Source organism: Allobosea sp. GW821-FHT12C12, assembly GCF_058807355.1.
In genome coordinates this window covers 95,392-108,627 of record NZ_JBXAQP010000004.1, presented here as the reverse complement: position 1 = coordinate 108,627, position 13,236 = coordinate 95,392, and the positions used below count along the sequence as shown (strand labels likewise).

General features: G+C 67.3%; 11 protein-coding genes. 3 read left to right on the top strand and 8 right to left on the bottom strand.

The annotated features are described in order from the left end of the window. The first annotated feature begins 226 nt into the window (after positions 1–226). Positions 227–1,540, top strand: a complete 1,314-nt coding sequence (gene guaD, locus AC1RRW_RS07240) for a guanine deaminase (protein ID WP_492899963.1) — start codon at positions 227–229, stop codon at positions 1,538–1,540. Between the two features lie 59 nt (positions 1,541–1,599). On the opposite strand, the gene AC1RRW_RS07235 is transcribed toward guaD, so the two are convergent. Further along, on the bottom strand, positions 1,600–2,457 hold the full coding sequence (locus tag AC1RRW_RS07235) for a D-amino-acid transaminase (RefSeq protein WP_492899962.1): 858 nt from the start codon (positions 2,455–2,457) through the stop codon (positions 1,600–1,602). Positions 2,458–2,586: 129 nt separating this feature from the next. Between AC1RRW_RS07235 and AC1RRW_RS07230 the strand changes: the two genes are divergently transcribed. Continuing rightward, positions 2,587–3,150 carry a carboxymuconolactone decarboxylase family protein gene (locus AC1RRW_RS07230; protein WP_492899961.1) on the top strand — a complete coding sequence of 188 codons (564 nt, stop codon included), beginning with the start codon at positions 2,587–2,589 and terminating at the stop codon, positions 3,148–3,150. A gap of 321 nt (positions 3,151–3,471) precedes the next feature. On the opposite strand, the gene AC1RRW_RS07225 is transcribed toward AC1RRW_RS07230, so the two are convergent. Then, positions 3,472–4,173, bottom strand: coding sequence for a CGNR zinc finger domain-containing protein (locus tag AC1RRW_RS07225; RefSeq protein ID WP_492899960.1), 702 nt, complete (start codon positions 4,171–4,173; stop codon positions 3,472–3,474). Positions 4,174–4,199: 26 nt separating this feature from the next. Here AC1RRW_RS07225 and AC1RRW_RS07220 point away from each other — a divergent pair, with 26 nt between their 5' ends. Beyond that, complete coding sequence (locus AC1RRW_RS07220; protein ID WP_492900222.1) at positions 4,200–5,315, top strand: branched-chain amino acid ABC transporter substrate-binding protein; 1,116 nt, start codon at positions 4,200–4,202, stop codon at positions 5,313–5,315. A 36-nt stretch (positions 5,316–5,351) separates the two neighbouring features. Here the strand turns inward: AC1RRW_RS07220 and AC1RRW_RS07215 are convergent, their stop codons facing one another. From AC1RRW_RS07215 to AC1RRW_RS07190, 6 genes are all read right to left on the bottom strand, one after another. After that, a complete protein-coding gene (locus AC1RRW_RS07215; protein ID WP_492899959.1) occupies positions 5,352–6,950 on the bottom strand; it encodes an ABC transporter ATP-binding protein in 1,599 nt (532 codons plus the stop codon). Then, positions 6,951–8,069, bottom strand: coding sequence for an ABC transporter permease (locus AC1RRW_RS07210; protein ID WP_492899958.1), 1,119 nt, complete (start codon positions 8,067–8,069; stop codon positions 6,951–6,953). A 3-nt stretch (positions 8,070–8,072) separates the two neighbouring features. Then, positions 8,073–8,993 (bottom strand): ABC transporter permease subunit, encoded by a 921-nt coding sequence (locus AC1RRW_RS07205; protein WP_492899957.1) that lies wholly within the window; start codon positions 8,991–8,993, stop codon positions 8,073–8,075. After that, entirely contained in the window at positions 8,993–9,118 is a 126-nt protein-coding gene (locus tag AC1RRW_RS07200) for a hypothetical protein (RefSeq protein ID WP_492899956.1), read from the bottom strand. Before AC1RRW_RS07200 ends, AC1RRW_RS07205 begins: the two co-directional genes overlap by 1 nt. Further along, positions 9,115–10,713 carry a peptide ABC transporter substrate-binding protein gene (locus AC1RRW_RS07195; RefSeq protein WP_492899955.1) on the bottom strand — a complete coding sequence of 533 codons (1,599 nt, stop codon included), beginning with the start codon at positions 10,711–10,713 and terminating at the stop codon, positions 9,115–9,117. The genes AC1RRW_RS07200 and AC1RRW_RS07195 overlap by 4 nt, the downstream gene beginning before the upstream one ends. A 156-nt stretch (positions 10,714–10,869) precedes the next feature. Continuing rightward, on the bottom strand, positions 10,870–13,167 hold the full coding sequence (locus AC1RRW_RS07190) for an NADP-dependent malic enzyme (protein WP_492899954.1): 2,298 nt from the start codon (positions 13,165–13,167) through the stop codon (positions 10,870–10,872). Between the last annotated feature and the right edge of the window lie 69 nt (positions 13,168–13,236).

Here is a 13,236-nt window from a genome sequence, read left to right as displayed (position 1 = left end):
AGAGTCCAGGCCGTCGCCGATTCGTGTGGGCGTCGAGCCATGTCCTGCCCGCCCCCCCATCCCCAGCCCTTCCCCACCGCAAGCTGGGGGAAGGGGACAGGGTGGCGCGACCCTGCGAAACTCGGACAAGCCAAATCATGCTCGCAGATTAGGCATGTTCCAGCCTTGGCCGGAAGCACTGATTTGATGCAGAGATGACGCGGATCTGGGCCGGGATTCCGATGCGATGAGCCATACGAAGTCGATCAGGATTCTGCGCGGCCGCCTGCTCTGGTTCGTCGCCGATCCGCAAACGCGGGGCGAGGCGGCCCATCGCTACGTCGTGGACGGCCTTCTCGTGATCGAGAACGGGCTGGTCAAGACGGCCGGCGAGGCCGCCGATCTGCTCGGGACGCTGCCGGCGGACGCCGAGATCGTCGACCACCGGCCGCATCTGATCATGCCGGGCTTCATCGACGCGCATCTGCACATGCCGCAGACTCAAGTTGTCGCCTCCTATGGCGCGCAGCTGATGGACTGGCTCAACACCTACACCTTCGTCGAGGAGCAGAAGCTGTCCCGGCAAGGCCATGCCGAGAAGCTGGCGCTCTTCCTGCTCGACGAGCTTCTGGCGAACGGCACGACCACCGCGGCGATCTACTGCTCGGTCCATCCGCAGTCGGTCGAGGCGCTGTTCGCGGAGTCCGAGCGCCGCAACACCCGCATGCTCGCCGGCAAGGTGATGATGGACCGCAATGCGCCCGAAGCCCTGACCGATACGGCCGAAAGCGGCTACGCGGATTCAAAGGCGCTTATCTCGCGCTGGCACGGCAAGGGCCGGCAGCTCTACGTCATCAGCCCGCGCTTCGTCGTGACCTCGACGCCGGAGCAGTTGCAGGCGGCGGGCCGACTCGCCGCCGAGCATCCGGACTGTCACGTCCAGACCCATATCAACGAGAACAAGGCGGAGATCGCGCTCGCCAACGAACTTTACCCGGAGCCCGGCGACTATGCCGGCATCTACCGGCATTACGGCCTGCTCGGGCCCAAAAGCCTGCTCGGCCACTGCATCCACATGACCGACCGCGAATGGCGCCGCTTCGCCGAGACCGGCACGGTGGCGGTGTTCTGCCCGACCTCGAACCTGTTCCTGGGGTCAGGACTATTCGACTGGGCGCGTGCGCGTGCCGAGGGCGTGCCTGTCGCGGTCGCGACCGATATCGGCGGCGGCACCTCCTATTCGATGCTGCGCACGATGTCGGAGGCCTACAAGGTGCTGCAGTTGCAGGGCCAGTCGCTCTCGGCCCTGACCGCCCTGCACGCGATCACGCTGGGCAATGCCAGGGCGCTCGGGCTCGACCATCTGATCGGCTCGTTCGAGCCCGGCCGCGAGGCGGACGTCGTGGTGCTCGATCCGGCGGCCCAGTGCGCCATGGCGCACCGGCTGGAGACGGCCCGGACGCTGGCCGAGGAGCTGTTCGTGCTGGTCACGCTCGGCGACGAGCGCAATGTCGTCGCGACCTATGTTATGGGGGAGCGGGCCGCAATCGGTCGAAGCTGATCCGCGGCATGTTCAACAGTCATGATTTTCGTTGAGCAGGCCGGCATTCGGCAATCCGCTCACCCCAGCACTCCGCCCTTCCGCGCGAAGTCGAGATAGATCTCGCGCAGCCGGATCGCCGCCGGCCCCGGCGCGCCGTTGTGGACGGTGTGGCCGTCGATCTGGACCACCGGCATGACGAAGCTGTTGGCCGAGGTGATGAAGGCCTCCTCGGCGTCGAGCGCCTCGGTCAGCGTGAATTCGCGCTCCTCGAAGATGAAGCCGGTCTCGGCCAGGAAGGCCAGAAGCGCCTTGCGCGTGATGCCCGGCAAAACCTTCTCGGAGAGCGGGCGCGAGATCAGCGTCTTGTCCTTGACGATCCATGCCGTCGAGGACGCGCCTTCCGTGACCAGGTCGCCTTCCAGCATCCAGGCCTCCTGCGCGCCGCGCTCAGCCGCGAGTTGCTTGGCGAGCACCGGCGCGAGCAGGTTGACGCTCTTGATGTCGCGCCGGGCCCAGCGGATGTCGGGGCAGGTGACGACCTTGATGCCGGTCTTGGCCGCCGGCGCGTCGCTGAGGTTGCGCTCCTGCGTGAACATCACCAGCGTCGGCTTCACATCCTTGGGAAAGGCGAAGTCGCGGTCGGCCGCGCCGCGCGAGACCTGCAGATAGATGCCGCCCTCCTTCATCGCATTGCGCGCGATCAGTTCCTCATGGATCGCGACCAGGTCCGCCTTCGGCCACGGCAGGGACAGGCCGATCTCGCCGCAGGAACGCTCGAGCCGCGACAGATGCGCCTCGCAATCGACGAGCTTTCCGCCGAGCACGGCCGAGACCTCGTAGATGCCGTCGCCGAAGATGAAGCCGCGATCGAAGATCGAGATCGTCGCCTCTTCCTCGGGAAGATAGGCGCCGTTGACGTAGACGATGCGGCTCATGGGCTGACTCGCGTGCGGGCTTTCGATGAATCTCTCCTAGCCGAGCCGCGCGGGCGAGACGAGCCCCGTCACCGGCTTGCGGATCGGCGTTTCGCGCAACACTGTCGCCCACGAGGAGAGGATTCGCCCATGACCGCCGGACCGGACCGCATGCCCCCGCTGACAGACGCGGACCAGACGCAGGCGCAGCGCGACGCGGCCGAGGTCTTCAAGACCATCCGCGACCAGCCGGTCTTCGGCCCCTTCGTGCCGCTGCACCGCAGCCCGGACCTGATGCTGCGGCTCGCGCCGGTCGGCGATTTCATGCGCAGGGAGCTGTGTTTCGGCGTCAGGCTCGCCGAGATCGCGATCCTGTTCACGGCGCGGCGCTACGACCAGCCGGTCGAATACGCGATCCATGCCGGGATCGCCGCCGAGGCCGGCCTGCCGGCCCATGTCATCGCGGCGCTTGGGGAAGACCGGCAGCCGCCGGACATGACGGAGGACGAGGCGCTGATCTGGTCATGCGTCGCCGAGATCGACCGGAGCAAAAGACTCTCCGATGCGAGCTATGCCGCGCTGACCGGCCGTTTCGGCGAGCAGGGCGTGGTCGAACTGGCCGCGCTGATGGGCTACTACCAGCTGCTGGCGACGGTGATGAACTGTGCCCGCACGGCGGCCCCTTCCGGCCCCGAACTGCCGCCGGTGCGATGACGCGCAGGCCTTCCTCCGTCGCACTGGCCAAGCCTGCGCGGCGCCCCTAGCTTGGCGCGGGGAAACATGCCGGACACGCAGAGCCGCAGCCAGTGGCTCGGCCTCGTCGGCCTGGGCAAGCTCGGCCAGCGCGTCGCGCTATGCGAAAGCCTTCGACATGGATGTCGTCGCCTGGAGCCGGAACCTGACCGGGAAGACGGCGGCCGGCGCGGACGTCAGGCGCGTCTCTAAGGAGAAGCTGTTCGCGGCCGCCGAGTGATCTCGCCGCATGCCGTCTTGTCCGACCGAAATCAATCCGCCGGCCCTGCCCGCGAAATTCGCTCAACCAGCCTTCGTCGCCTCGAAGCGTCGTTGCCGGAAGGCGCGCACCTTCGCCCTGTTGCCGCAGACCTCCATCTCGCACCAGCGGCGGCGGCGGTTTTTGGTGGTGTCGAAGAACAGCCAGCCGCAGTGGTCGCCCTCGCATTGCTTGATGCGGGCGAGGTTCTGCTGCGTCAGCACCGTCAGGGCCGATAGCGCGATCGGCCCGAGCACCGCCTCCACCAGCGCCTCGCCCGGATCCCAGCGCCAAACGAAACCGTCGCCTGAAGGCGACAATTTCGCTTTCGCCAGACAACGCGCGTGGATGCCGGCAAGCGCGCTGCGGTCCTCCTCCTGCGGTGTCTGCCGTCGCGCCAGCGTCAGGCCGATCCGGTAGATCGTCTCGCGCAGGCTGAGCGCCTCGCGCAGCAGCTGCGCGCCGAGCGGGGCGTTCCGCGCAACGAGCGCGAGCGCCGCATCGCGATCACTGTCGCTTATCGCCTTGGCGTGACGCGCCCAGATCAGGACGTCGTCGGCCTCGCGAAGATGCTCGAGATGGGTCGGCGCGCCGCGCCCCGAAGAGGTGTTGGTGAAGTCGAGGGCGAGCTCGCTTGCAACCAGCGGCAGCGATCCGGCCCGGCTCGGGCCACCTGTGCGATTCGTTTCCATGTAACCATCTATATCTAATTTACAGGTTAAATCAAGATGCTTAGTCTTCGCCACGGATCAACCGTGGAGGAACGTGAATGATCAGGAACCAAGTCAGGGCCGCGCTCGCGGCCGGCGCGCTGCTGGTCTCGCTGGTAAGCGCTCAGGCCCAGGTCAAGCTCGGCGTCGCCGGCCCGATCACCGGGGCCAACGCCGCCTTCGGCGCTCAGCTCAAGAACGGCGCCGAGCAAGCGGCCGCGGACATCAACGCCGCCGGCGGCATTCTCGGGCAGAAACTCACCGTCGTGATCGGCGATGACGTCTCCGATCCCAAGCAGGGCGTCTCCGTCGCCAACAAATTCGTCGGCGACGGCGTCAAGCTCGTCGTCGGCCACTTCAACTCCGGCGTCTCGATCCCTGCCTCGGAGGTGTATGCCGAGAACGGCGTGCTGCAGATCACCCCGGCCTCGACCAATCCGCGCTTCACCGAACGGGGCTTGTGGAACACCTTCCGCACCTGCGGACGCGATGACCAGCAGGGCGTGGTCGCGGCCGCCTACATCGCCCGCAACTTCAAGGGCAAGACCATCGCCGTCCTCCACGACAAGACGACCTATGGCCAGGGGCTCGCCGACGAGACGCGCAAGAGCCTCAACGCTGCCGGGGTGAAGGAGGTGCTCTATGAAGGCGTCAACGCCGGCGAGAAGGATTTCTCGGCGCTCGTCTCCAAGATCAAGGCGGCCAAAATCGACCTGATCTACTGGGGCGGCCTGCATACCGAACTCGGCCTGATTATCCGCCAGATGCGCGACCAGGGCGTCAGCACCGTGGCGATGGGCGCCGACGGCATCACCTCCGACGAGTTCGCCGTGATCGGGGGACCGGGCACGGAAGGAACGCTGATGACGTTTCCGCCCGACCCGCGGGCCCGTCCGAGCGCTGCCGAGGTGGTCAAGCGTTTCGCCGCCAAGGGCTTCAACCCCGAAGCCTATACGCTCTACGCCTACGCCTCGGTCGAGATCATCAAGCAGGCGGCCGAGCAGGCGAAATCGCTCGACCCGAAGCGGATCGCCGCCGCGATCCATTCCGGTATGGTGTTCAAGACAGTGATCGGCGAGATCGCCTACGACAAGAAGGGCGACAGGACGAACCCGGACTACACCGTCTACACCTGGAAGAAGGGCGCGGACGGCAGGATCACCTATGTCGAGAACTGAGATCCGGGCGCTGCCGGTCGAAGCCGGCCGGCAGCGTCAGCACTTCAGCGCAGCCGCCAGCAGCTTGCGGGTATAGTCGGCCTGCGGCGCGGCGAAGATCGCGTCCGCAGGCCCTTCCTCGACCACGCGGCCGTCCTTCATCACCATGATCCAGTCGGCCATGGCGCGGACCACGGCGAGGTCGTGGCTGATGAAGAGATAGGACAGCTCGTGCCTGGTCTGCAGCGCCTTGAGCAGGGCGACGATGCTGGCCTGCACGGTGCGGTCGAGCGCCGAGGTCGGCTCGTCGAGCACCACCAGCGCCGGATGCAGGATCATGGCCCGCGCGATCGCGATGCGCTGGCGCTGTCCGCCGGAGAATTCGTGCGGATAGCGGTCGCGCAAGGCGGGATCGAGGGAGACTTCCGAGAGCGCCTCGCAAGCGCGCCGGTCGCGCGCGGCGCGGTTGAGCTGCGGCGCATGCACCAGCAGCCCCTCGCCGACGATCTCGCCCACCGTCATGCGCGGCGAGAGCGAGCCATAGGGGTCCTGGAAGACCGCCTGCAGACTCTTGCGCAGGGGCCGCATCGCCGCGCGGTCGAGCGGCTGCAAAGCGCGGTCCTCGAAGCGGATGCTGCCAGATGACGGCAGGAGCCGCAGCACCGCCCGGCCGAGCGACGACTTGCCGGAGCCGGATTCGCCGACGATGCCGATGGTCTGGCCGCGCCGCAGCGTCAGGCAGACGCCGTCGACGGCATGGAGGACGGTCCTGTCGCGCCTGAACAGGCCGCGCGACAGGTCGTAGCTGACGCGCAGGTCTTGCGCTTCAAGCAGCACGGGAACGCCGGCCGGTGGCGCGGCCTTGCTCCCATGCGGCTCCGCCGCCAGCAGCGCGCGGGTGTAGGGATGCGCCGCAGCCTCGAACAGCGCCCGCGTCGGCCCGCTCTCGACGATCCTGCCGTCCTTCATCACATGGACATGGTCGGCATAGCGGCGCACCAGTCCGAGATCATGGCTGATCAGGATCACCGCCATGTGGAGCCGCTGCCGCAACTCCGCGATCAGCGCCAGGATCTCGGCCTCGATCGTCACGTCGAGCGCGGTCGTCGGCTCGTCGGCGATCAGGATGTCGGGGTCGTTGGCGAGCGCCATCGCGATCATGACGCGCTGGCGCTGGCCGCCGGACAGCTCGTGCGGATAGGCGTCGAGCTTTAGCTCCGGATGCGGCATCCGAACCATCCGCAGCAGCTCGAGCGCTTTTTCGCGCGCGGCCTTGCGCGACAGCTTCCGATGGCGGCGCAGCGGCGCGGCGATCTGGCCGCCGATCCGGAACAGCGGATCGAGCGACGTCATCGGCTCCTGGAAGATCATCGCGAGCGTCTTGCCGCGATAGGCGTCGAGCTTGCGGGGCGGCAGGCCGAGCAGTTCGGCGCCGCGATAGGAGACCGAGCCCGTCGCCTCGCCGTTGGAGGCGAGCAGGCCCATCGCGGCCATCGCGGTCTGGCTCTTGCCGGAGCCGGATTCGCCGACGATCGCAACGAACGCGCCGGGTTGGATATCGAGGTCGACGCCGCGCACGGCTTCGACCATGCCGTCATTGGCGCGGAAGCGGACCTTTAGGTCGCGTATGGACAGGATTGGAGGAGGGGGCGTCACTCAGCGATCCTTCGGATCGAGCGCGTCGCGCAGGCCGTCGCCGAGGAAGCTGAGGGCGAAGAGCGTCGCCACCAGGAAGGCGGCCGGGAAGGCCAGCGTCCACCACGCGCCCTCGATGGCGCGCGCGCCGTCCGCGATCAGCACGCCCCAGCTCGTCATCGGCTCCTGCACGCCCAACCCCAGGAAGGACAGGAAGCTCTCCAGCAGGATCACTTTCGGCACCAGCAGCGTGACATAGACGATCACCGGCCCGAGCGTGTTGGGAATGACGTGGCGACGTATGATGCCGCCCGAGGAGACGCCGAGCGCCTGCGCCGCCAGCACATAGTCCTGCCGCTTGATCGAGAGCGTCTGGCCCCGGACGATGCGGGCCATGTCGAGCCATTCGATCGCGCCGACGGCGAGGAACATCAGGATGAAATTCCGGCCGAGGAACACCACCAGCAGGATCACGAAGAAGATGAAGGGCAGGGCGTAGAGCACGTCGACGATGCGCATCATCAGCATGTCGATCCGCCCGCCGAGATAGCCGGCCGTCGCGCCCCAGGCGACGCCGATGACGAGCGCGACGCCGGTCGCCAGCAGCCCGATGGCAAGCGAGACGCGGCCGGCGACCAGCGTGCGGGTAAGCAGGTCGCGGCCGTTGCCGTCGGCGCCGAACAGGAAGCGCAGGCGCTTGAGCGGAACCTCGACCTGGATCTCGCGGCCATCCGTTCCTGTTGCGGCGAGCCTGGCGGGCCCGAATGAGTCGGAGCGTTCGAAATAGACCAGCAGCCGGGTGTCGACGGGGCGCGAGGCCGAGAGGGTCAGGGTCACGCGATCGCCGCTGACGACGATATCGGTTGCCGCCACGCGCATCCGCGCCGCGATGCGCTGCACCGCGGCAGGGATGGCGTCGGCCTTCGGATAGGCCTCGAGGCTCGCAGGCGCGCGGACATGGTCGGGATAGACGCGGTCGTAAGGATGGCCGGTCAGATACGGGCCGATCAGGCAGGCGAGCGCGATCAGCCCGAGCAGGACGAGGCTCGCCATGGCGGCGCGGTCGCGGCGCAGGCGAAAGGCCGCATCCCGCCAGAGCGAGCGGCCGGGGCCCATTGTCGTGAGAGCGGCGTCGCCCATCGCTCACTCCAGCCTGACGCGCGGATCGAGCAGGGCGTAGAGCAGGTCGACGACGAGGTTGAAGACGAGCACGAAGACCGCGACGACGACGACCGTGCCCATGACCAGCGTGTAGTCCCGGTTCAGCGCGCCCTCGACGAAATAGCGGCCCATGCCTGGAATGGCGAAGACCGTCTCGACCACGACCGAGCCGGTCAGCAGCGCCGCCGCCGCCGGGCCGAGATAGGAGACGACGGGCAGCGCCGCGCCGCGCGCCGCATGCAGCGCGATGGTCGTTGCCGACAGCCCTTGCGACCGCAAGGTGCGGATATGGTTGGCGCGCAGGGTCTCGATCATCGCCGCCCGGGTCATCCGCGCGATCACGGCGATTTGCGGCAAGGCCAGCGTCAGCACAGGCAGCACCATGTTGCGCGCGGCCCCGCCATCCCAGCCGCCGACCGGCAGCCAGGCCAGCGTCAGCCCGAAGACGATCTGCAGGACCGGCGCGACGACGAAATTCGGGATGGTGATGCCAGCCGTCGTGACGCCCATCACGGCGTGGTCGGCCGCGCCGTTCTGGCGGAAGGCGGCAAGCGCGCCGAGCGGCCCGCCGATCGCGAGCGCAAGACCCAGAGCCGAGGCTCCGAGCTTCGCCGAGACCGGCAGCCCCTGCGCGAAAAGCTCGCCGATCGAGAAGTCGCGGAAATAGAAGGACGGACCGAAATCGCTGCGCAGCAAAGCACCGAGATAGGTCAGGTACTGGACGTGCAGCGGCTGGTCGAGCCGGTAGATCCGGCGCAGATTAGCCATCACGCTCGCTTCCAGCGGCTGTTCGAGATCGAACGGCCCGCCCGGCGCCAGCCGCATCAGCACGAAGGACAGGCTGACGACGACGAACAGCGTCGGCAGCGCGGCGGCGAGGCGGCGCAGGATGAAGGGGAGCATCAGGTGCGCGCCTTGCCATGGACGTCATGCTCGGGCTTGTCCCGAGCATCTCGCGCCGAAAGAGGCTGCATCGTCTTGCCCGAGATGGTCGGGTCACGCCCGACCATGACGTGCTCTGCGATCAAGGCTTCAGGCTCATGAACCGCGTCGGCAGCGCACCGCGCAGGTTCTGCTCGAAACCGACGAGCTTCGGCGAGACCAGATTCTTCGACGAGTAGTAGAGCACCGGGATCCAAGGCACCTCCGCGGCGATGATGCTGTCGGCCTCGCGCAGGATCGCGGCGCGCCTGGCGAGATCGGTCTCGTCGGCGGCCGCCTTCATCAGCGCGTCGAATTGCGGGTTACTGTACTTGCCCGAATTGAAGCCGGTGTTGTCGCTCAGGAACAGAAAGAGAAAGTTCTGCGGGTCGGAATAGTCGCCGATCCAGCCGTAACGGGCGATGTCGAAATCGCCGCCGTCGCGCAGGAAGGCGAAATGCGTCTTGCCGTCGGTGTTGATGAAGGAGGTCTCGACCCCGATCGCCTTCCACTGCTCCGCGATGGCGATGACGGTGCGGCGGTTGTTGTCGGTGGTGTTGTAGCGCAACTGGAGCTTGAGCGGTGCGCCCGGCCCGAAGCCGGCCGCCGCCAGCAATTTCTTCGCCTCCTCCTCGCGGTCGAGCGGGGAGGCGAGCTTGAAATCGGCCTCGGCCCGCTCGCCGTAATTGCCGATATTGGGCGGGATCACGCCATAGGCCGGCAGCATCGTCCCCGCCCAGATCTCGTCGGCGATGAACTCGCGGTCGATCACCAGCGAGAGCGCGCGCCGCACGCGAACATCGTCGAAGGGCTTCTTCGCCGAGTTTATGATCAGGAAATAGGTGCCGAGATAGGGCGCGACCTTGACCTGGTCGCCGAGCTTCGCGCGCAACTGCTTGATCTGGTCGGCGGGGATGTCGGTCGTCATGTGCAGTTCGCCGGCCTGGAACCGGCGCGCCGCCGCGGCGAGATCGGAGGCCGGGTAGTAGATCACCGTGTCGATCTTGACGTTGCCGGCGTCATGGAAGGCCGTGTTCCGGTCGAGTCTGATATGCGAGTTCGGCACGCTCTCCTTCAGCACATAGGCCCCGTTCGAGACCCAGTTCTCAGGCTTGACGAAATCCTTGCCGGCCTTGGCGACCGAGGGCGGATGCACCGGCAGGCCGGTCTGGTGCGTCAGCAGCTCGAGGAAATACGGCGTCGGCCGTTCCAGCCTGATCTCGAGTGTGCGCTCGTCGAGCGCCTTGACGCCCAGGTCTTCGACCCTGGCGGTCGCGCCCGCCTTGTTGATCGTCTCGGCATTGAGGATCGGATAGAGGATGTTGGCGTATTTGGCGCCGGTCTCGGGGTTCACCATCCGGCGCAGCGAGAACACGAAGTCGGAGGCCCTGACCGGGTCGCCATTCGACCATTTGGCGTTGGCGCGCAGGGTAAATGTGTAGATCCTGCCGTCCGCGCTCGTCGTCCAGCTCTCGGCCGCGCCCGGGATCACCTCGCCTTTCATCGAGTGGATCACCAGACCCTCGAACAGGTCGCGCATCAGATGCGCCTCGGTCACCGTCGATGTCTTGTGCGGGTCGAGCGTCTCGGGGTCGCCGTCATTGCCGCGATGGAAGACGACCTGCGCCATCGCGCCTGTGGCGCTGAAGCAGAGCATGGCGACGGGGAGCACGGCGATGGCGCGGCGGGTCACGCGGGACATGGCGAGCCTCCCTGACGATGCGGGACGAGCCCGCTCCTGCAGGGGAGTATGGGCAAGGTAGCGAGAGGCTGCCAAGCCGAAATCGACGTCATGCCTCTCAGATCAAAGGCGCGGTTTCGCCGGTGGCGAGGCGGCCCGGCCGGACATGCCTGGATGTCAGGACGCCACCGCAGCCCGCTCCTGCGCCTCCACCACCGCGACCGCCGTCATGTTGACGACGCCGCGCGCCGTCACCGAGCCGGTCAGGATATGGGCGGGTTTGGCCGCGCCGATCAGGATCGGTCCGACGGGTAGCGCGTCGGCCAGCACCTTGGCGAACTGGTAGGCGATGTTGGCGGCGTCGAGATTGGGGAAGACGAGCACGTTGGCGACGCCCTTGAGGCGCGAGGAGGGCAGCACGCGCTCGCGGATCATCGCGACCAGAGCGGTGTCGGCCTCCATCTCGCCGTCGCATTCGAGTTCCGGCGCGCGCTCGCGGATCAGACCGAGCGCCCGGCGCATCTTCAGCGAGGACGGCGTATCGGCCGCGCCGAAATCCGAATGCGAGAGCAGCGCGATCTTGGGCTCGATGCCGAAGCGCTGGACATGGCTCGCCGCCAGCACAGTCATGTCCGCGATCTCCTCGGCGGTCGGCTCGGATTTGACGTGGGTGTCGGCGAGGAAGAACGCGCCCTTGTTGGTGACGATCAGCGTCATCGCCGAGATGTCGCAGACGCCGGGCTGCAGGCCGATGATGTCCTTGATGTGCCTGAGCCGCGAGAGATAGCGGCCTTCGAGACCCGCGATCATCGCATCGGCCTCGCCGCGCGCGACGGCGAGCGCCGCGATGACGGTGGTGTTGGTGCGCACCAGCGAACGCGCGGCGTCGGGCGTGACGCCGCGCCGTCCGGCGATGTCGAGATAGGTCTGGACATAGTCGCGATAGCGCGGATCGTCCTCGGGGTTGACCAGCTCGAAATCCTTGCCCGGCCGGATCGACAGGCCGAAGCGCTTGACGCGGGTCTCGATCACGCTCGGCCGGCCGATCAGGATCGGAATGGCGAGCCCTTCCTCCAGCGCGACCTGGGCGGCGCGCAGCACGCGCTCGTCCTCGCCCTCGGCATAGATCACGCGCTTGGGGTCGGCCTTCGCCTTGGCGAAGAGCGGCTTCATGATGAAGCCGGAGCGGAAGATGAAGCGCGACAGATCCTCGCGATAGGCCTCGATGTCGGGCAGGGGCTTGCGCGCCACGCCGGTCGCCATCGCGGCCTCGGCGACGGCCGGCGCGATGCGCAGGATCAGGCGCGGATCGAACGGGTTGGGGATCAGCGAGCTCGCCCCGAAGGTCGAGGCCTCGCCGCCATAGGCGCGCGCCGCGATGTCGGAGGTGGCCTCCCGCGCCAGCGCGGCGATGGCGCGGACGGCCGCGAGCTTCATCGCCTCGTTGATCGTGGTCGCCTGGACGTCGAGCGCGCCGCGGAAGATGTAGGGGAAGCACAGGACGTTGTTGACCTGGTTCGGATAGTCCGAGCGCCCGGTGCAGATCATCGCGTCGGGACGCACGGCCAGCGCATCCTCCGGCGTGATCTCGGGATTGGGGTTGGCGAGCGCCAGGATCAGCGGCTTCTCCGCCATGCCCCTGGCCATCTCGGGCTTGAGCACGCCGGCGGCCGACAGGCCGAGAAAGACGTCCGCGCCGCCGATCACCTCGGCGAGCGTCCTGGCGTCGGTCTCCTGCGCATAGATCTCCTTCCAGCGGTCCATCAGGGTGTTGCGGCCCTTGTGGACGACGCCTTCGAGGTCGGTGACCCAGATGTTCCTGCGCTTCGCGCCGAGTTCGACCAGCAGGTTGAGGCAGGCGAGCGCGGCGGCGCCGGCGCCCGAGACAACGATCTTGACGTCGCCGATATGCTTGCCAGCAAGGTCGAGTCCGTTCAGGATCGCGGCCGAGACGATGATCGCCGTCCCGTGCTGGTCGTCATGGAAGACCGGGATCTTCATCCGGGCCTTGAGCTGCTCCTCGATCTCGAAGCATTCAGGACCCTTGATGTCCTCGAGGTTGATGCCGCCGAAGGTCGGCTCCAGCGCCGCGACGACCTCGACGAATTTCTCGATGTTCTTCTGCTCGATTTCGATGTCGAAGCAGTCGATCCCGGCGAATTTCTTGAACAGGACCGCCTTGCCCTCCATCACCGGCTTGGAGGCGAGCGGGCCGATGTCGCCCAGTCCCAGCACGGCGGTGCCGTTGGTGATGACGGCGACGAGGTTCTGGCGCGAGGTGAGCTCGGCGGCCTCCGAGGGATCGTCGACGATCGCCTCGCAGGCGGCGGCGACGCCCGGCGAATAGGCGAGCGCGAGGTCGCGCTGGTTGCCGAGCGGCTTGGTCGCCTGGATCTCGATTTTGCCGGGGCGCGGAACGCGGTGGTAGACCAGCGCGCCCGAGCGCAGATCTGTCGACAAGCTGCTCTTGGCCATCCCCACGCTTCCTTCGCGCCGCCATTCCCGAGGTTACGAGGTCGCGCGGAAAAGCGTGCTGCGTCAAGC